Raw genomic sequence first — 19,128 nt, 5'->3', positions numbered from 1 at the left:
GAAGCTATGCATGTAAATGCCTCTGTAACGGCGCATCTGCGCCGTATCACCGCCACGGATAACCCGGCAATTGCCGGCGTTATCCGCCGGGTATCAGCCGAATACGGCCTGACGGCCGATAAAGGCTATACCGTTGCGGATCCCAATCTCGACGAACTGTATTCGGTGTACAGCCAGCCGGGGCATGCCTATTGGGTTGTTGAGCAGAACGGCCAGGTTGTGGGTGGCGGCGGCGTTGCGCCGCTCTCCTGCAGCGAGCCGGACATCTGCGAACTGCAAAAAATGTACTTCCTGCCCGTCGTCCGTGGACAAGGCTTAGCAAAAAAACTGGCGTTACAGGCGCTGGATCATGCCCGCGAGCAGGGTTTTAAACGCTGCTATCTCGAAACCACTGCCTTTCTGACCGACGCCATCAGACTGTACGAACATCTCGGCTTTGAGCATATCGACCAGCCGCTGGGATGTACCGGACATGTTGATTGCGAAGTGCGGATGTTAAAAACGTTATAATTCCCTTCCTGCCCCCTTCTGTTAAGCGACTGTAAACTGAATGCTCTACACTCTCAGTTCCACACCATCAGGGGGTAATATCATGTCGAAGATAAAAAGCTACGCCGCACCGCAGGCGGGTGCAGAGCTTGAGCTGTACGAATACGATGCGGGCGAGCTGAAAGCAGAAGACGTTGAAGTTCAGGTTGATTACTGTGGAATCTGCCATTCCGATCTGTCGATGATCGATAACGAATGGGGCTTCTCGCAATACCCGCTGATTGCCGGGCACGAAGTCATTGGCCGCGTGGTGGCCCTGGGCAGTGCCGCGCAGGAAAAAGGGCTGAAGGTTGGCCAGCGCGTGGGCATTGGCTGGACCGCACGCAGCTGCGGTCACTGTGACGCCTGTATCAGCGGCAACCAGATTAACTGTCTGGAAGGCGCCACGCCTACCATCCTCAATAACGGCGGTTTCGCCGACAAACTGCGCGCCGACTGGCAGTGGGTCATTCCTCTCCCTGATCAGATCGATATCGAATCCGCCGGTCCACTGCTGTGCGGCGGGATCACGGTTTTCAAACCACTGCTGATGCACCATATCACCGCCACCAGCCGCGTGGGGGTCATTGGTATCGGCGGTCTGGGCCATATTGCCATCAAGCTTCTGCATGCCATGGGCTGCGAAGTGACGGCGTTCAGTTCCAACCCGGCAAAAGAGCAAGAAGTGCTGGCGATGGGGGCTGATAAGGTGGTGAACAGCCGGGATCCTGAGCTGTTGAAAGCCCTGGCAGGTCAGTTTGATTTAATCATCAATACCGTGAACGTCGATCTCGACTGGCAGCCGTACTTTGAAGCGCTGGCCTACGGCGGCAACTTCCATACCGTCGGTGCCGTCCTGAAGCCACTGCCGGTTCCTGCGTTCACGCTGATTGGCGGCGATCGCAGCGTATCGGGTTCTGCAACAGGCACACCTTATGAGCTGCGTAAGCTGATGAAGTTTGCCGGCCGCACCAAAGTCTCTCCGACCATCGAGATGTATCCGATGTCGAAAATCAACGAAGCGCTCCAGCACGTTCGTGACGGCAAAGCCCGTTACCGCGTGGTGCTGAAAGCAGACTTTTAAGCTGTTGTTGCCCGGTAGCGCTACGCGTACCGGGCATTTAACCACTACCGCACTAACGCGCCAAACACCTCGGCCACCGCCACCGCGCCAGGATCGGCTACCCCATCGAGATTCTCCTTATTCACATAGGACGAGCGCCCCGCTCCGGCTTTGCTCATGCTTGCTGTGGCATCAGCGCCCTGCTGTGCCGCACTGGCGGCGGCCTCAAGATCCCCGCTCTGCAGCGCTTCCAGCGCGGGCTGGAGTGCGTCGATCAAGGTACGATCGCCGCGATCGGCCCCGCCATAATGTTTCATTTGCGCAAGTCCGGTCAGTAAGGCATCGGGCAAGGACTTACCGCCACGCAGCGCCTGCCCGGCGGCGGTAAAGAAGATCGACATCAACACCCCGCTCGATCCCCCCATCACCGTCGCCAGCCGCTCCCCCACCACCAGCAACAATTGCGGCAGATCGTTCAGCGGCAGGCGTTCCTCTTCAAGCCATTGCGCAATATCCCGCGCGCCTTGCGCAAAGGTCGATCCCGTATCGCCGTCCCCTACTTTCGCATCCAGGGCATTAAGGCGATTTTCCAGGGCGATTAAGCAGCCCGTGGCAGCGGCGAGATACCGCGCAACGTTTGCGTTCGCCGACGGCGTAAACTCCACGCTGTCATGCAGCGGAGTGTGCGTCAGCGTGCGCAGCGGCGCGAAGGCCACCGGCTTTTGCCAGCCCAGCGTCTCCACCGGCGCGGTAATCGCCTGCTCAAAGGCCGGATTCAGCTTCAGCAGGGATAACGAAAAGCCTTTCATGTCCAGCGAACTCACCAGCGGCGCCGGGCCAATCAACCAGGCGATCTGATCCTTCAGGGCCGAATGCGCCAGCTCTTTGGCCAGCAGTGCCATCTCCAGCGCCGAGACGCCGCCGAGGTTATTGATCAGCACGGCCAGCCGCCCAACACCTGCCTGCGCCAGCAAGGGTTTCACCAGCGTATCGATAATCGCCCTGCTGTTTTGTGTCTCGACCACCGAGGCCCCGGGCTCACCGTGGATCCCAAGCCCCAGCTCAACATGGCCTTTCCTGATACGCCCCTCTTCATCGTCGCTGCCCGGCAGGTTGCAGGTCTGCATCGCTACGCCCAGGCTCCAGAGGTTGTCGCAGGCCTGACGAGCCATGTCCCGTACCTCATTTAACGATTTCCCCTGTTCGGCGGCGTACCCGGCAATCTTATGCACCAGCGCGGTTCCGGCGATGCCGCGCGGCTGTTTGTTATCCGGGAGGGCGATATCATCGGCCACAATCACCATCTCCACTTTGAGCCCAAGGCACCTGGCTTTTTCCGCCGCGAGGCCAAAGTTGAGGCGATCCCCGGTGTAGTTTTTGACGATCAGCAGACAGCCACGATCGCCCGTCACCGCCACGATGGCATTCAGCACCGCCTCTACGCTCGGTGAAGCAAACAGATCGCCACAGACGGCAGCAGTCAGCATCCCTTTACCCACAAATCCCGCATGCGCCGGTTCATGGCCGGATCCGCCCCCGGAAATCACCGCCACGCGGCTTTTATCCCAGTCGGCGCGCACCACGACGCGGATAGCCGGATCGCTATCCAGTTTGACGAGATTGCCATGCGGGGCGGAAATGAGCATACCTTCAATGGCGTCATTAACCAGCTGTTTGCGGTCGTTAAAGAAGAATCTGGACATAGCTTTCCAATATGTTGTTTACCCTGTGTAAAAGCATAGTCCGCGTTGCGTAATGCGCCGCAAAGTCAGAAATTGACCCGCTCTTTTTACCGTCAGGTTGCCTATACTCCACGCAGGACTGAACGAGGAAGCCGATCATGAGTACACCCCTGCTGATTGCCCGGACGCTGGATAACGAACTCTATCTCCTGCCCGCAATGGCAAACCGTCATGGCCTGATTACCGGCGCTACCGGCACGGGTAAAACGGTGACGCTGCAAAAGCTGGCCGAGTCATTTTCAGGTATCGGCGTGCCGGTATTTATGGCTGACGTGAAAGGCGATCTCAGCGGTGTTGCCCGGGAGGGTGTCGGCTCAGAGAAGCTTCTTGAACGGTTGAACAATATCGGCATCACCGACTGGCAACCCGAGAGTAATCCGGTGGTGGCCTGGGATATTTTCGGTGAAAAAGGCCATCCGGTGCGCGCTACCGTGTCCGATCTCGGCCCGCTATTGCTGGCGCGTCTGCTCGATCTGAACGAGGTACAGTCCGGCGTGCTGAACATCATCTTCCGCATTGCCGACGATCAGGGGCTACTGCTGCTCGACTTCAAAGATCTGCGGGCCATTACCCAATACATCGGGGATAACGCCAAATCGTTTCAGAATCAGTACGGCAATATCAGCAGCGCCTCCGTGGGGGCTATCCAGCGCGGTTTGCTGACGCTGGAACAACAGGGCGCCGAACACTTCTTTGGCGAGCCTATGCTGGATATCAAAGACTGGATGCGTACCGACAGCAACGGCAAAGGCATCATCAATATTCTCAGTGCGGAGAAACTCTACCAGATGCCGAAGCTCTACGCGGCCAGCCTGCTGTGGATGCTCTCCGATCTCTTTGAGCAACTGCCGGAAGCCGGCGACCTGGAAAAACCGAAGCTGGTCTTCTTCTTTGACGAAGCGCATCTGCTGTTCAGCGATGCGCCACAGGTGCTGCTGGATAAGATCGAGCAGGTGATCCGCCTGATCCGCTCCAAAGGGGTGGGCGTTTATTTTGTTTCGCAGAACCCGTCTGATATTCCCGACAACGTGCTGGGCCAGCTGGGCAATCGCGTCCAGCATGCCCTGCGCGCCTTTACGCCCAAAGACCAGAAGGCGGTGAAAGCCGCTGCGCAGACCATGCGCGCCAACCCCGCCTTTGATACCGAAGCGGCTATTCAGGCGCTGGGAACCGGCGAGGCGCTGATCTCCTTTCTCGATGCCAAAGGCAGCCCGTCAGTGGTGGAGCGCGCGATGGTTATCGCCCCCAACTCCCGGATGGGACCGGTCAGCGACGATGAGCGTAACGGGCTGATCAACCATTCGCCTGTCTACGGAAAGTACGAGGATCGGGTGGACAGAGAGTCTGCCTTTGAGATGCTGCAAAAAGGGGTGCAAAACAGTACGGCGCAGCAGGAGGCCCCCGCCGCGAAAGGCCAGTCCGTTGCGGTCGATGACGGGATCCTCGGCGGGTTGAAGGACATCCTGTTTGGCAGCACCGGTCCACGCGGTGGTAAACGCGACGGGGTGGTGCAAACCATGGCGAAAAGCGCGGCGCGTCGGGTGACGAATCAGATTGTACGCGGTGTGCTGGGCAGCTTATTAGGCGGACGCCGAAGATAACGCGGGCACCCAGGGTGCGCCCAGCGCCGAGCCCTGAACCCCCTGCGCGTTCAGATAGCGGTCCAGCTCCACCATCCCCGTCCAGCGGTTCTCGCACCACAGCGGTGCCAGCAGCGTTGGGCGGCGGGCGCTGGCGGAGATGCGGTGATACACCACTTCCGGCGGCGTGTGGCGGATCATCTCTCCGGCCGTCACTACATACTCGTTCAGCTCGATACCGTTCAGTCGCCCGGCCTCCCAGGCTTTAGCCATAATGCTTCCCGTCACGATATGCAGCGGGTGCAGCTTAATACCATCAAGGCCGGTCTCCACCACCTTATGCAGGGTTTCCAGGGCGTGGGATTGCCCTTCACCCGGCAGGCCGACAATCAGATGGGTACAGACCTTCAGCCCGCGTTCACGCGCCAGTCGGGTGGTACGTTGATAGCAGGCAAAATCGTGGCCGCGATTAATACGATGCAGCGTTTTATCGTGCGCGGTCTGCAAGCCCAGCTCCAGCCAGATCTCATACCCCTGCTCTTTGTATTCGCTGAGCAGATCGAGTACCGCCTCCGGCACACAGTCAGGCCGGGTGCCGACACAGAGTCCGACGATATTGGCCTGGCTCACCGCCTGTTGATACATCGAGCGCAGTACCTGTACTTCTGCCCATGTGCTGGTATAGGCCTGAAAATAGGCCAGATACTGTTTCGCCCGATTCACCAGCGCCGACTGGTGGGCAAGCTGCGCCGCAATGGACTGATGCTGCTGCGCCTCATCGGCAAACGAGGCCACATTACAGAAGGTACAGCCGCCGCGCCCGATAGTACCGTCGCGATTCGGGCAGCTAAAACCCCCGTGCAGCGACAGCTTATGAACCTTTTGCCCGTACCGGCGTGAAAGATCCCCACCAAACATATTGACTAATTTCTGTAACTGCATAATCTGATAGACCGCCCCGTTGAAAGGGGACAAGCCTGCCATTTTTAACCTCCGACGGCGATGACCTGGATCAATCGTCCCGGCGTGCTTTTATCCTTTGCATAATTAACCAGGATAATTGCAATTTCATTCATCGCCTTTCTAATTACTTTTCCTTATGTTCTGCAGGATTTTTTCATTTATATCGTCTGCGCTGAAAAACAGTGACATCATGCGGGCTTTCCCCCTGTGGTAGGATTATATCCTGCTTAAATCGCACTATTCAGCATGCTACAGCGATAATACCGCTTTCATATAGTGAGTCAGATCACACTACCTTAAAGCCCACAGGAAGGTTACAGGGATGTGAAACACGTTAAATAACTAACAAAATCAGATTGATAACCTCCCCTTAGCACATTTCTGTATAAATAAGATTGCCATTTGACCTGTGTACGGATTCCCGATAAGTTGGAAATCCGCTGGAAGCTTTCTGGATGAGCAGCCTGCTCATCATATTTATGCAGTAGTTGAGATTCCCTCTGAAGCAAGTCCTCAAACTTGTTTGACCTGTGCGAAAAGGATATTAAGAGGGCGAATGCGAGGTACGCGTATGAAACGCAAACCCCGTCGCCGCGCTCTTGCTGTGCCTGTGCGCCACGGTCCAGAGAGAAGTCCCGAAGAGCCTGGGGAGGTTCACTGATATGTTGTACGATAAATCCCTTGAGAAGGATAACTGTGGTTTCGGCCTGATCGCCCACATAGAAGGCGAACCTAGCCACAAGGTAGTGCGTACCGCTATACACGCACTGGCCCGTATGCAGCACCGTGGCGCTATCCTTGCGGATGGTAAAACCGGCGACGGTTGCGGTCTGCTGCTGCAAAAACCGGATCGTTTCTTTCGCATCGTGGCGGAAGAGCGCGGCTGGCGTTTAGCCAAAAACTACGCTGTCGGCATGCTGTTCCTGAATCAGGACGCGGAAAAAGCAGCTATCTCACGCCGCATCGTCGAAGAAGAACTTCAACGCGAAACCCTGTCTATTGTCGGCTGGCGCGAAGTGCCCACCAACGAAGGGGTACTCGGTGAAATCGCCCTCTCCTCGCTGCCTCGTATCGAGCAAATTTTTGTCAACGCGCCTGCGGGCTGGCGTCCACGTGATATGGAACGCCGCCTGTTTATCGCCCGTCGCCGCATTGAAAAACGTCTCCAGGAAGATAAAGAATTCTACGTCTGTAGCCTCTCGAACCTGGTGAACATCTATAAAGGTCTGTGTATGCCGGCTGACCTGCCGCGCTTCTACCTGGACCTGGCGGACCTGCGTCTGGAATCGGCCATTTGCCTGTTCCACCAGCGCTTCTCCACCAACACCGTACCACGCTGGCCGCTGGCTCAGCCGTTCCGCTATCTGGCGCACAACGGTGAAATCAACACCATCACCGGTAACCGCCAGTGGGCCCGCGCCCGTACCTATAAATTCCAGACCCCGCTGATCCCGGATCTGCACGATGCAGCGCCGTTCGTCAACGAAACCGGCTCTGACTCCAGCTCAATGGATAACATGCTGGAGCTGCTGCTGGCCGGCGGGATGGACATCGTTCGCGCCATGCGCCTGCTGGTTCCGCCAGCCTGGCAGAACAACCCGGATATGGACCCTGAGCTGCGTTCCTTCTTCGACTTCAACTCCATGCACATGGAGCCGTGGGATGGTCCGGCCGGTATCGTCATGTCCGACGGGCGCTTTGCGGCCTGTAACCTCGACCGTAACGGCCTGCGCCCGGCGCGCTACGTCATCACTAAAGACAAGCTGATTACCTGCGCCTCTGAAGTGGGGATCTGGGATTACCAGCCTGACGAAGTGGTCGAAAAAGGCCGCGTAGGGCCTGGCGAACTGATGGTGATCGACACCCGTGGCGGTCGCATTCTCCACTCCGCGGAAACCGATAACGACCTGAAAAGCCGTCATCCGTACAAAGAGTGGATGGAGAAAAACGTTCGCCGTCTGGTGCCGTTTGAAGATCTGCCGGATCAGGACGTGGGCAGCCGCGAGCTGGATGATGATACCCTCGCCAGCTACCAGAAACAGTTTAACTACAGCGCGGAAGAGCTGGACTCCGTTATCCGCGTACTGGGTGAAAATGGCCAGGAAGCGGTCGGCTCCATGGGTGACGATACCCCGTTTGCCGTGCTCTCCAGCCAGCCGCGTATCATTTACGACTACTTCCGCCAGCAGTTTGCGCAGGTAACTAACCCGCCAATCGATCCGCTGCGTGAAGCCCACGTGATGTCTCTGGCCACCAGCATCGGTCGTGAGATGAACGTCTTCTGCGAAGCCGAAGGCCAGGCCCACCGTCTGACCTTTAAATCGCCGATCCTGCTGTACTCCGATTTCAAACAGCTCACCACCATGCAAGAGGAGCACTACCGCGCCGACACGCTCGATATTACGTTCGACGCGACCGAAGCGACCCTCGAAGAGACGGTGAAGGCGCTGTGTGATAAAGCGGAACAGATGGTGCGTAACGGTACCGTTCTGCTGGTGCTGTCCGACCGCAACATTGCGAAGAACCGTCTGCCGGTTCCGGCGCCAATGGCCGTCGGTGCTATCCAGACGCGTCTGGTTGATAAGAGCCTGCGCTGCGACGCCAACATCATTGTGGAAACCGCAAGCGCACGTGACCCGCACCACTTCGCGGTGCTGCTGGGCTTCGGTGCGACGGCAATTTATCCGTACCTGGCCTACGAAACGCTGGCAAAACTGGTCGACGGCCAGGCCATCGACAAAGATTACCGTACCGTGATGCTGAACTACCGTAACGGCATCAACAAAGGCCTGTACAAGATCATGTCCAAGATGGGCATCTCGACTATCGCCTCTTACCGCTGCTCGAAGCTGTTCGAAGCTGTCGGTCTGCATGACGATGTTGCCGACCTGTGCTTCCAGGGCGTGATCAGCCGTATCGGCGGTGCGGGCTTTAGCGACTTCCAGCAGGATCTGCTGAACCTCTCCAAACGCGCCTGGCTGGCACGTAAACCGCTGGATCAGGGCGGGCAGCTGAAGTATGTCCATGGCGGCGAATACCACGCCTATAACCCGGACGTAGTGCGCACCCTGCAACAGGCCGTCCAGAGCGGCGAGTACAGCGATTATCAGCAGTATGCTGAGCTGGTGAACAACCGTCCGGCGGCCACGCTGCGCGATCTGCTGGCAGTGAACCCGGGCGATACCGCCGTCAGCATCAATGATGTTGAACCGGCGACTGAACTGTTCAAACGCTTTGATACTGCGGCGATGTCTATCGGCGCGCTGAGCCCGGAAGCCCACGAGGCGCTGGCAGAAGCGATGAACAGCATCGGCGGGAACTCCAACTCCGGCGAAGGCGGTGAAGATCCGGCGCGTTACGGCACCAACAAAGTGTCGCGCATCAAGCAGGTCGCTTCCGGTCGCTTCGGTGTGACCCCGGCGTACCTGGTTAATGCCGACGTGATTCAGATTAAAGTCGCTCAGGGTGCGAAACCGGGCGAAGGCGGTCAGTTACCGGGTGATAAAGTGACCCCGTACATCGCCAAACTGCGCTACTCGGTGCCGGGCGTGACGCTGATCTCCCCGCCGCCGCACCACGATATCTACTCTATCGAGGATCTGGCGCAGCTGATTTTCGACCTGAAACAGGTCAACCCGAAAGCGATGATCTCCGTGAAGCTGGTTTCCGAGCCGGGCGTGGGCACTATCGCTACCGGCGTGGCGAAAGCCTATGCGGATCTGATCACCATCGCCGGTTATGACGGCGGTACCGGCGCGAGCCCGCTCTCCTCCGTGAAATACGCGGGCTGTCCGTGGGAGCTGGGCCTGGTGGAAACCCAGCAGGCGCTGGTGGCTAACGGTCTGCGTCACAAGATCCGTCTGCAGGTGGATGGCGGTCTGAAAACTGGCCTCGACATCATCAAAGCGGCAATCCTCGGCGCAGAGAGCTTTGGCTTCGGTACCGGCCCGATGGTGGCACTGGGCTGTAAATACCTGCGTATTTGTCACCTGAACAACTGCGCAACCGGTGTTGCAACCCAGGACGAGAAGCTGCGTAAGAACCACTACCATGGCCTGCCGTTCAAAGTGACCAACTACTTTGACTTCATCGCCCGCGAAACCCGCGAGCTGATGGCGCAGCTGGGCGTAACGCGTCTGGTGGATCTGATTGGCCGTACCGACCTGCTGAAAGAGCTGGAAGGGTTCACGGCTAAGCAGCAGAACCTGAAGCTGTCCCGTCTGCTGGAAACGGCTGAACCACATCCGGGCAAAGCGGTGTACTGCACCGAGAACAACCCGCCGTTCGACAATGGCGTGCTGAACGCGCAGCTGTTGCAGCAGGCGAAGCCGTTTGTGGATGACAAGCAGAGCAAAACCTTCTGGTTTGATATTCGCAACACCGACCGTTCAGTAGGCGCAACGCTCTCGGGCTACATTGCACAGACGCACGGCGACCAAGGCCTGGCTGCCGACCCGATTACGGCGCACTTCAGCGGTACCGCAGGCCAGAGCTTCGGCGTGTGGAATGCGGGTGGCGTTGAGCTGTATCTGACCGGCGATGCCAACGACTACGTCGGTAAAGGCATGGCGGGCGGTCTGCTGGCGGTGCGTCCGCCGGTCGGCTCCGCCTTCCGCAGCTGTGATGCCAGCATCATCGGCAACACCTGTCTGTACGGTGCCACCGGTGGTCGTCTGTTTGCCGCAGGGCGTGCAGGTGAACGTTTCGCGGTGCGTAACTCCGGCGCCATCACCGTGGTGGAAGGTATCGGCGATAACGGCTGTGAATACATGACCGGTGGGATTGTCTGCGTGCTGGGCAAAACCGGCGTTAACTTCGGCGCAGGTATGACCGGTGGTTTCGCCTATGTCCTGGACGAAAGCGGTGACTTCCGCAAACGCGTGAACCCGGAATTGGTGGAAGTACTGGATGTTGAAAGCCTGGCGATCCACGAGGAGCACCTGCGTGGTTTGATCACCGAGCATGTACATCATACCGGTTCCGTGCGCGGCGAAGAGATCCTGGCCAACTGGCCGGCGTTCTCTGCGAAATTCGCGCTGGTTAAACCGAAGTCCAGCGATGTTAAAGCCCTGTTGGGTCACCGTAGTCGTAGCGCAGCAGAGCTGCGTGTGCAGGCGCAGTAAGGAATTCAGATGAGCCAGAATGTTTACCAGTTTATCGATCTGCAGCGTGTGGATCCGCCGAAGAAGCCGCTGAAGATCCGTAAAATTGAATTTGTTGAAATCTACGAGCCGTTTTCCGAAGGCCAGGCCAAAGCACAGGCAGACCGCTGCCTGTCCTGCGGCAACCCGTACTGCGAGTGGAAGTGTCCGGTCCATAACTACATCCCGAACTGGCTGAAGCTGGCCAACGAAGGGCGTATTTTCGAGGCCGCTGAGTTGTCTCACCAGACCAACACCCTGCCGGAAGTATGCGGCCGCGTGTGTCCTCAGGATCGTCTGTGTGAAGGTTCCTGTACCCTGAATGACGAGTTCGGTGCAGTGACCATTGGCAACATCGAACGCTATATCAACGATAAAGCGTTCGAGATGGGCTGGCGCCCGGACATGACCGGCGTACGTCAGACCGACAAACGCGTGGCGATCATCGGTGCAGGCCCGGCAGGCCTGGCCTGCGCCGACGTGCTGACCCGTAACGGCGTGAAGGCGGTGGTATTTGACCGTCACCCGGAAATCGGCGGTTTGCTGACCTTCGGTATCCCGGCCTTCAAGCTGGAAAAAGAGGTCATGACCCGTCGCCGTGAGATCTTCACCGGCATGGGCATTGAGTTCAAACTGAACTTGGAAGTGGGCCGCGACGTGCAGCTCGACGATCTGCTGAAGGATTACGACGCCGTGTTCCTGGGCGTCGGCACCTATCAGTCGATGCGTGGCGGGCTGGAAAACGAAGATGCCACAGGCGTATTCGATGCCCTGCCGTTCCTGATTGCCAACACCAAGCAGATGATGGGTTACGGCGAAACCGCCGCTGAGCCATACGTCAGCATGGAAGGTAAGCGCGTTGTAGTTCTCGGTGGCGGTGATACCGCGATGGACTGCGTACGTACCTCCATTCGTCAGAATGCAGCGCACGTTATCTGCGCCTATCGTCGTGACGAAGAGAACATGCCGGGTTCTAAACGCGAAGTGAAGAACGCGCGTGAAGAGGGTGTGGAGTTCCAGTTCAACATCCAGCCTCTGGGTATTGAAGTGAATGCCAACGGCAAAGTGAGCGGCGTAAAAGTGGCGCGCACTGAAATGGGCGCACCGGATGCGAAAGGCCGTCGTCGCGCGGAGATCGTTGCCGGTTCAGAGTATGTGATCCCGGCAGATGCGGTAGTAATGGCGTTTGGTTTCCGTCCTCACAGCATGGAGTGGCTGGCGAAGCACAGCGTCGAGCTGGACTCTCAGGGCCGCATTATCGCCCCGGAAGGCAGCGATAACGCGTTCCAGACCAGCAATCCGAAAATTTTCGCCGGTGGCGATATCGTTCGCGGTTCTGACCTGGTAGTGACCGCCATTGCCGAAGGTCGTAAAGCGGCAGACGGCATCATGAACTTCCTCGAAGTGTGATCCTCCCGGATCGACGAGCCAGGCTCGTCGATCCGCCATTACAGATAGACGATGCTGATTACCGCTTCACCATCCAGCTTGATTGTCTGGCTACTGCCCAACGCGTTTGCCACCGTAGCACTTACCTGTAACGGTATCGTGGCGGCGCTAACGGGTTGCGGATTCAGCGTCCCCTTCTGCACAAACGTATAGAAATAATCCTGTCTCGCAGGTAACGGTAGCAATTCGGTTTTTACCCAGGGTCCTTGCAGGTTTGCCGAGCCGGCCACCTCTACCGCCACGCTGCGATCGCCATCTGCCGCCATTACGTTCGTGGCATCAATCTGTACGGCATAGCTGCCGACAGGCTTGTTTTCCGCCGTCATGCCCAGGCCAAACAGTCGTGATCCCTCATTGACATACTGACCACCATTAATCTGGAAGCGTGGACCTTGCTGGCCTTTTTCATCTTTGCCCCAGGTGACCGAAGCGGCCCGTGTATCCCGCGCGGTAATAGCGACCGCCGTGGACGACTCACAGGTGAGGCTTAAGACCAGATCGCGTGTCCCAAGTTGCGTAAAGGCATTGCGGGATAAGCTCCCGGCGCTGCGGGAGTTGAAATCCACGACGCCGTTATTGCTCAGAACGGGAATACAGGCCGCAGCATCCGCGGTCAGCTCAAAATCGATACTAACGCTGTCCTTCGCGACCACAGGCACAGCAATGAAGGCCGCAAGAAGCAGGCAAATACCACGCATCATTGCACCTCCAGGTTTATATTCAGGTTTCCGCGCCAGGTGGTGAGTTCTGTCACTGGACCGGGTTTTATCCGGGCTGCCACCAACAGTGAAACCGAGGCGTTTTTCCCGTATACCTCCTTACCGTTGCTGAACCCCAAACCCTCATTCAGCGATACCTGTAGCGCTTCGCTGCCACCGGAACGGAGCACGGTATCTGTTCTGTGTACTGGTGCGATACGCACAGGGCGATCGTCAACATATGCATGTGAAGCGGTAATGCGCATTTCCCCTTCGCTACCCAATGAAAAGGTACCATTACGCGGCAGGTCACTGCCGAGGAACAGGCGGATACGCTGCGGTTCGCTACAGTTAACTTGTACCTGAATCTGTTTTTCCGGTAGCGTTATCCATGGCATGTTGCCCTGCTGCCGTTCTGCTGGCGTCAGGCGGCTGTAAACGATCTTTTGCTGGCTGGCGATAAGCTCACACGCCGCCCAGCTCTGGCAAGGTACTAACCCTATTACCGCCATCAGCAAATAACGTTTCATTGGCACACTCCTTTTGCCGTTTCATAAAATACCCCCGTCTGCGCTTTTTCTGGCAGGGTCAGCGGGATGCGGCAACTGCCGGAGTCGTCTTGTGCCACCAGAACTTGCCGGGTGCTGACGTTGTTCAGGAATACCACGCCATCATCAACCGAGGTGGTGAGATAATTACCCTGTGTATCCGTAATGGCTCTGTTTTTTGGCAGTTTTTTGCCATCCTTCATAGTGACTTCGAGCAAGACGCGACGCTGGGTCACTGCCGCAAACTGAACCTTACCTACCGAGCCCCGCCCCTGGCTGAGGAAACGTGTACCGTTACCGATATCCATATTCTTAGGCAAGGTTTCGGTACTCACCTCCACGCGAGATTTTTGCCACGCATTCAGCGAAGGCAGCACCGCATAGCCGCGTTCATCCGTCCACACCGGTCCTTGTGGCGTGTCGATTTTAACGCCCGCGACGGGTTGATCCAACGAGGCAACACCGAAGGTGTCACGTACTGGCAAGGGTGAAAACGTCACACCCTCGTCATGTGCCACGATCTCCCCCTGCAGAGAGCCAGAATAGCTACGGCGGTTTTCACTGGCCACGCTGGCATTTAGCATCAGCTGGGAATAGTGCAGATTGCTGCTTAGCCCCGCACTGATGCTGCTATCCTTCTCTTTATGGTCATACTCGGTCCCTAACGAATAAGCGTTATCGTCAGAGAGATTCCCCATGAGTGTGGATCCATAGCGGGTCGCACCGCCCTCACGGCGTGCGTAGGTGTTCATACTGTTTTTGCCCAGCGGGAAGCTGATATTGAAATAGAACAGATCGTCCTTCTTCCCCTTTCCATCACCTAACTGATGCTGCCAGTTAGCAGAAACATAGGCCGAAAACAGGTTACTGCCCCACCCTGCATTGATATAACGCGTTTTACCTGACTGGTTGCGGTTTTTCGTTTCATAGAGGCTGGCACTGAACGTTCCTGCCTTACGGGTTTGCCATTGCAATCCAACGGCATATTCATGCTGTTTTACCGTTGTTAAACCACTATCAATAAACTGCGAGAACTCCCGATAGCCTGGCGAATAGTAGCCCGTCGACGCGGTCACGCTTACGCCCAGCGCCGATGTAAGACTGGCTTCCATACGATAGCTTTGTTCCTGCCGCGCATTTTCATGATCATAGGACTGATTGATCTTAAGGCTCAGCAGGGTTGAAGCAGAGGGGGCGGTGTTAATACTGACGCCAGCAGTCTGGAAATCCTGGGCCAAGATCATCCCCAGGTTAATGTTACTGCCGGGCAGAAGCCGCCAGCCGCCCGACGCGCTCAGCACCAGCGGTTTTTTGTTGTAATCATCACTCACTTGCCCAAAGGCCAGGAACAGGCCTGCCGGTTTCCCCAGACGCTGAAGATAAAGGGAGGCGGGGATCTGATGTAGCCCCCTGAAACACCAGACAGTAGCTGTATCTCCAGATAAGAGATAGGCTTGAATATATGTCTAACACTAACGCCAATTTTGAGATGACCGGGATCCTGTTAGGACAAGAAGTCCGTAAACGTAAAACTCCTCAGGAGAAGATCGCCATTATCCAGCAGACGATGGAGCCGGGCATGAATGTCTCCCATGTCGCCCGCCTGCATGGCATCCAGCCCAGCCTGCTGTTTAAGTGGAAGAAGCAATATCAGGAAGGCAGCCTCACCGCCGTTGCGGCCGGAGAAGAAGTTGTTCCAGCTTCTGAGCTTACTGCTGCTCTGAAGCAGGTCCGGGAGCTTCAGCGCCTGCTGGGCAAGAAGACGATGGAAGTTGAGATCCTGAAAGAAGCCGTGGAGTACGCTCAGTCGCGAAAATGGATAGCGCACGCGCCCTTGTTGCCAAAGGACGGGGAATAGCCCTGGTCAGCCGCACCATGGGCGTGTCGCGTGCGCAGCTGTCACTGCGAATTAACCGTTCTGCCGACTGGCAGGACAGGCGCTGTAACCGGCGTGATGACGAAGCAGACGCTGAAATACTGTCAGAGATCCTCGATATCATCAGCGATATGCCCAGTTACGGCTATCGCCGTGTGTGGGGCATCCTGCGTACGCAACGTCGTACAGAGGGACTGCCCCCGTGAACGCCAAACGGCTTTACCGGCTTATGAGCGAGCATAATCTGCTGTTACTGCATGACAAACCAGAGCGGTCGAAGCGTGAACATAAGGGCAAAATCGCGGTGGCAGAAAGCGATATGCGCTGGTGTTCAGATGGCTTCGAGTTCGGCTGCGACAACGGTGAGAAGCTGCGGGTCACGTTCGCGCTGGACTGCTGCGACAGAGAAGCCATAGACTGGGCAGCGAGCACAGGAGGCTACGACAGTTCGACGGTGCAGGATGTGATGCTGAGGTCGGTGGAAAAGCGCTTCGGCGACGGGCTGCCGACCACACCGGTTCAATGGCTGACGGATAACGGTTCAGCATATACCGCGCATGAAACGCGGAGGTTCGCCAGAGAGCTGAATCTGGAGCCGTGTACAACAGCGGTGAGCAGCCCGCAGAGCAATGGCATGGCCGAACGGTTCGTGAAGACGATGAAGGAAGACTATATCGCGTTCATGGCAAAACCAGATGTGAGAACAGCCCTGCGAAACCTTGCAGCAGCGTTCACACATTACAATGAAAACCACCCGCACAGCGCGCTGGGATATCACTCCCCGAGGGAATATCGGCGGCAGCGGACATCGTTAACTTAAGATACAAAAGCTGTCCGGAGATGGCGGGTCAAGATCAAAGGGAGGCGGGGATCACATAGCTATGCTGCGTGCCATCGGTCTCGACCACCGTCACGTTGAGGTCACTGGTATAGTTGCGCAGAGAAAAATCGGTGAGCGTAAAAGGCCCCACGGGAACCAGCGTCGAATAGACCAATGTACCCTGTTGGCGTACCTCCACTCGTGCCTGCGGCGTATTGGCGATCCCGCTTACTCTGACCATGTTCTCCTGTGCATCAAGGCCATGTTCCGGCGATAACGACACACCATATAAGCCAGCGCCCTCCAGCAACGCGTTATTCATAGTGACTTCACCCATTTTTGCAGTAGTGCGCAAATTGACGAAGGTACGCTGCATATAGGTCTGGCTGTTTTCGCTGTTAAATTGACCTTGCGACTGGCTTAATAGCTGATTGGTACGCAGTAGCCAGCCCGCAACATTCACCCCACCATCAAGCTGGGCCTGAGACCAGGTGGAGCTGCCGCCGCTGTATTCACTGCGGGACGACATGACCGAATAGTTCAGGACGCCCCCCGACCCCTCCATAGCAAAGTCCGTTACGGGCATGCCCTGACGGTTGATTTCATCGGGGGATACAATTAATTCAATCAACTCTTGCCCGGGATCGGCAGTTACAACGGTTTCCGGGCGAAAACTCAGATAATCGTAACACCCTTCCTGATAGTCGTCGGGGATGCGTATATGCGCATATTCCATTAATGACTTATCGAAACAGAGTTCGCCCTGCGGCTGAAAACGCGCAACCATGCGCCCTCTTTCCTGTCCGTTCACTTTCAGGGTCACGGTCGCCTGCCCGGGCATAAAGCGTGATTTCGTTGCAAAATATGCCGAAACCGCGGGGTTGATACCCAGCGATTTTAACGTTTCATTATCAAATTCGAGGGCGCCGGCTTCGATTTCTGCGGCTTTCCCTTGTCGCGCACAGATCAAGCTGACTGCGCACATGAGCAGCGTTCTTTTAAACATCCATGTTTTCCCTGAACGACTTACTGTAATGGCGCTATATAGCTGTCACCTTTGTACCCGTAACGACTGGCGGGATAAAATTCCACTTTTGTATCCGCTTTATTCGGCAATGCCAGGGTCATACTGGACTGTGGCAATAAATAGGTAGTTTTCAACGCCCCTTGTTTACCGGAGGGTAATGACCTAAACCCTGTCGCCATACGAACGACATAGCTCGATGGATTTGTGACAACCAGAGAGCTTCCCTGTTTGTGCCATTTAAGATGCTTCCAGGGGGCAAGATCTTGCGCAAGACCCGCAGGGTGAATAATTACCGGTAGATCCTGGCGAATGGTGACCGCGAGACGTTCCTTACCTTTTTCTTTCGGCGGAATACCTTCGAAGGTCACTCTCTTGAGCTCTTCCTGCATAAGCGGCTTTTGCGTCTGCAATATAAAACGCATACGTTGCACCGCTCCCGCCTCCACTCTGACAACAGGCTGAGAAACAATCAGGCGTACAGATTCATCGCTTTCCGGTAAATCCACAATATTGGTATAAAGCAACGCAGGTCTGGAATCCGTATTCGTCACGTTCATACTGGCTTCCCCTTTTTCGGCGTCAATTAATAAGACCGATGTTTCTGGTACCATACCGGAAGCGTAAATTCGCACAGAAATAAATAAAAGAGAGAGAATAATGCTATGCTTCATAATATTCCCATCAAATGCTAATAAAGAAAGTGAGTGTTAATTCCCAGAGGGAATTTATTATGAACCCTGAAATTAAAAATATTTACAGTAAATAATTTATTTAAAGTTAAATGCAATGCGGCGTGTTTTTATTATTAAATCGCCGCACATATTATTATAACGGCTTACAGATAAACGAGGCTCAGAGTGGCATTACCATCCAGAGTAATTTCATCAGAACCCAAAACAGAACTTGTCTGCACGGCTGCTGAAATTTTCAGAGGCGCAGACAGTTCGCTGAACATCTTCGGTTCTGTGGAACCCGTGTTACCGGCAGTGATAATGCGCGAGTTGTCATTAAGCTGATAAGCAGCACCACCGGTCTGCCAGTTCTCGCCTTCATCATCAGAAACAAGCAGGCTTGCCGGTGCACCATCTGCGGTTAAGGTTGCGCTGTCTACGGCAACAGTATACGCGCCGACTTTCGCCTCATTGTTAGCTAAACCCAGACCAAAGCCGAAATAGCTTTGTGTTGCGCTCGCGCCGCCTTCGATCGGAGCATTAATAAATGCGGTTGAAGAGAGCGCTACAGCTGAAGCAGAGCGGTTATCGAGGATTTTGAAGCCAATGGCCGTTGCTGCATCACATTTGACGGTCAGGGTAACTTCTTTAGAACCCAGTTGCACCAGAGTATTGTCAGAAGCAGCATTACGAATTGATGCGGCAGCAATGGAACCAAAAGCGACTTCACCGCTGTTGCTTAATGCTGGGGTGCATGCAGCCGGAATGATGTTGCCAGATACTTTCAGCGTTACATCTCCTGCGGCATTCGCCTGAGCTGCCACCAGCAGCGCAGCACCCATTGCCAGCACCGCGGCATTCTTCTTAAATAGAGTCATTTTGTTCTTTCCTTAATTTTATCAACCAACAACTTTCCCGGTTGGCCACATTTCTACAACTGCATACGGTTTACTATGAAATACATCATTCATAGACTATTTGTAATAAATAGTGTCAGCAAGATTACAGGACATTCTTACGAA

The 19,128-nt window shown here is 55.9% G+C and carries 13 protein-coding genes and 1 pseudogene; 6 read left to right on the top strand and 8 right to left on the bottom strand.

Annotated features, from left to right (window positions below; translation table 11 throughout):
- Positions 1 to 6 precede the first annotated feature (6 nt).
- Together LRS40_RS09545 and LRS40_RS09540 are read left to right on the top strand one after the other, a co-directional pair.
- Entirely contained in the window at positions 7 to 510 is a 504-nt protein-coding gene (locus tag LRS40_RS09545) for a GNAT family N-acetyltransferase (protein ID WP_142487267.1), read from the top strand.
- Between the two features lie 82 nt (positions 511 to 592).
- On the top strand, positions 593 to 1,612 hold the full coding sequence (locus LRS40_RS09540; protein ID WP_231313597.1) for an NAD(P)-dependent alcohol dehydrogenase: 1,020 nt from the start codon (positions 593 to 595) through the stop codon (positions 1,610 to 1,612).
- Positions 1,613 to 1,656: 44 nt separating this feature from the next.
- On the opposite strand, the gene LRS40_RS09535 is transcribed toward LRS40_RS09540, so the two are convergent.
- The gene (locus tag LRS40_RS09535; protein WP_231313596.1) at positions 1,657 to 3,294 is read right to left on the bottom strand and encodes a dihydroxyacetone kinase subunit DhaK; all 1,638 of its coding nucleotides are present in this window, start codon (positions 3,292 to 3,294) and stop codon (positions 1,657 to 1,659) included.
- Between the two features lie 137 nt (positions 3,295 to 3,431).
- On the opposite strand from LRS40_RS09535, the gene LRS40_RS09530 reads away from it, so the two are divergent.
- Positions 3,432 to 4,934: a helicase HerA-like C-terminal domain-containing protein gene (locus tag LRS40_RS09530; RefSeq protein ID WP_231313595.1), complete on the top strand. Its 1,503-nt coding sequence runs from the start codon at positions 3,432 to 3,434 to the stop codon at positions 4,932 to 4,934.
- Here LRS40_RS09530 and LRS40_RS09525 read toward each other — a convergent pair.
- Positions 4,914 to 5,855 (bottom strand): TIGR01212 family radical SAM protein, encoded by a 942-nt coding sequence (locus tag LRS40_RS09525; RefSeq protein WP_142490027.1) that lies wholly within the window; start codon positions 5,853 to 5,855, stop codon positions 4,914 to 4,916. The two genes, LRS40_RS09530 and LRS40_RS09525, sit on opposite strands and share 21 nt — an antisense overlap.
- A gap of 683 nt (positions 5,856 to 6,538) precedes the next feature.
- On the opposite strand from LRS40_RS09525, the gene gltB reads away from it, so the two are divergent.
- Positions 6,539 to 10,999 carry a glutamate synthase large subunit gene (gene gltB / locus LRS40_RS09520; protein WP_142487271.1) on the top strand — a complete coding sequence of 1,487 codons (4,461 nt, stop codon included), beginning with the start codon at positions 6,539 to 6,541 and terminating at the stop codon, positions 10,997 to 10,999.
- Positions 11,000 to 11,008: 9 nt separating this feature from the next.
- On the top strand, positions 11,009 to 12,427 hold the full coding sequence (locus LRS40_RS09515) for a glutamate synthase small subunit (protein ID WP_231313594.1): 1,419 nt from the start codon (positions 11,009 to 11,011) through the stop codon (positions 12,425 to 12,427).
- A 38-nt stretch (positions 12,428 to 12,465) separates the two neighbouring features.
- Here LRS40_RS09515 and LRS40_RS09510 read toward each other — a convergent pair whose 3' ends face one another.
- The 3 genes from LRS40_RS09510 to LRS40_RS09500 are packed head-to-tail and all read right to left on the bottom strand — an operon-like array spanning position 12,466 to position 15,058.
- Positions 12,466 to 13,167 (bottom strand): DUF1120 domain-containing protein, encoded by a 702-nt coding sequence (locus LRS40_RS09510; RefSeq protein WP_231313593.1) that lies wholly within the window; start codon positions 13,165 to 13,167, stop codon positions 12,466 to 12,468.
- On the bottom strand, positions 13,164 to 13,694 hold the full coding sequence (locus tag LRS40_RS09505) for a hypothetical protein (protein ID WP_231313592.1): 531 nt from the start codon (positions 13,692 to 13,694) through the stop codon (positions 13,164 to 13,166). Before LRS40_RS09505 ends, LRS40_RS09510 begins: the two co-directional genes overlap by 4 nt.
- On the bottom strand, positions 13,691 to 15,058 hold the full coding sequence (locus LRS40_RS09500; protein WP_255673659.1) for a fimbria/pilus outer membrane usher protein: 1,368 nt from the start codon (positions 15,056 to 15,058) through the stop codon (positions 13,691 to 13,693). Before LRS40_RS09500 ends, LRS40_RS09505 begins: the two co-directional genes overlap by 4 nt.
- A 143-nt stretch (positions 15,059 to 15,201) precedes the next feature.
- On the opposite strand from LRS40_RS09500, the pseudogene LRS40_RS09495 reads away from it, so the two are divergent.
- Positions 15,202 to 16,408, top strand: a pseudogene (locus tag LRS40_RS09495) (IS3 family transposase).
- Positions 16,409 to 16,442: 34 nt separating this feature from the next.
- Here LRS40_RS09495 and LRS40_RS09490 read toward each other — a convergent pair.
- From LRS40_RS09490 to LRS40_RS09480, 3 genes are all read right to left on the bottom strand, one after another.
- On the bottom strand, positions 16,443 to 17,414 hold the full coding sequence (locus tag LRS40_RS09490; protein ID WP_231313590.1) for a fimbria/pilus outer membrane usher protein: 972 nt from the start codon (positions 17,412 to 17,414) through the stop codon (positions 16,443 to 16,445).
- Positions 17,415 to 17,434: 20 nt separating this feature from the next.
- Positions 17,435 to 18,106: a fimbria/pilus chaperone family protein gene (locus LRS40_RS09485; RefSeq protein WP_231313589.1), complete on the bottom strand. Its 672-nt coding sequence runs from the start codon at positions 18,104 to 18,106 to the stop codon at positions 17,435 to 17,437.
- 164 nt (positions 18,107 to 18,270) lie between these two features.
- Positions 18,271 to 18,984, bottom strand: a complete 714-nt coding sequence (locus tag LRS40_RS09480) for a DUF1120 domain-containing protein (RefSeq protein ID WP_142487275.1) — start codon at positions 18,982 to 18,984, stop codon at positions 18,271 to 18,273.
- Between the last annotated feature and the right edge of the window lie 144 nt (positions 18,985 to 19,128).

It is taken from the genome of Leclercia sp. G3L (assembly GCF_021117075.1).
GTDB lineage: Bacteria > Pseudomonadota > Gammaproteobacteria > Enterobacterales > Enterobacteriaceae > Enterobacter > Enterobacter adecarboxylatus_C.
The sequence above is the reverse complement of the archived record's forward strand: the minus strand, read 5'-3'. Positions and strand labels throughout refer to the sequence as shown.

Coding starts and splice junctions, on each gene's coding strand:
- LRS40_RS09505 (WP_231313592.1), bottom strand. CDS start 13,694: ATGAAACGTTATTTGCTGATGGCGGTAATAGGGTTAGTACCTTGCCAG.
- LRS40_RS09490 (WP_231313590.1), bottom strand. CDS start 17,414: ATGTTTAAAAGAACGCTGCTCATGTGCGCAGTCAGCTTGATCTGTGCG.
- LRS40_RS09480 (WP_142487275.1), bottom strand. CDS start 18,984: ATGACTCTATTTAAGAAGAATGCCGCGGTGCTGGCAATGGGTGCTGCG.
- gltB (WP_142487271.1), top strand. CDS start 6,539: ATGTTGTACGATAAATCCCTTGAGAAGGATAACTGTGGTTTCGGCCTG.
- LRS40_RS09535 (WP_231313596.1), bottom strand. CDS start 3,294: ATGTCCAGATTCTTCTTTAACGACCGCAAACAGCTGGTTAATGACGCC.
- LRS40_RS09510 (WP_231313593.1), bottom strand. CDS start 13,167: ATGATGCGTGGTATTTGCCTGCTTCTTGCGGCCTTCATTGCTGTGCCT.
- LRS40_RS09545 (WP_142487267.1), top strand. CDS start 7: ATGCATGTAAATGCCTCTGTAACGGCGCATCTGCGCCGTATCACCGCC.
- LRS40_RS09540 (WP_231313597.1), top strand. CDS start 593: ATGTCGAAGATAAAAAGCTACGCCGCACCGCAGGCGGGTGCAGAGCTT.
- LRS40_RS09485 (WP_231313589.1), bottom strand. CDS start 18,106: ATGAAGCATAGCATTATTCTCTCTCTTTTATTTATTTCTGTGCGAATT.
- LRS40_RS09515 (WP_231313594.1), top strand. CDS start 11,009: ATGAGCCAGAATGTTTACCAGTTTATCGATCTGCAGCGTGTGGATCCG.
- LRS40_RS09530 (WP_231313595.1), top strand. CDS start 3,432: ATGAGTACACCCCTGCTGATTGCCCGGACGCTGGATAACGAACTCTAT.
- LRS40_RS09525 (WP_142490027.1), bottom strand. CDS start 5,855: ATGCAGTTACAGAAATTAGTCAATATGTTTGGTGGGGATCTTTCACGC.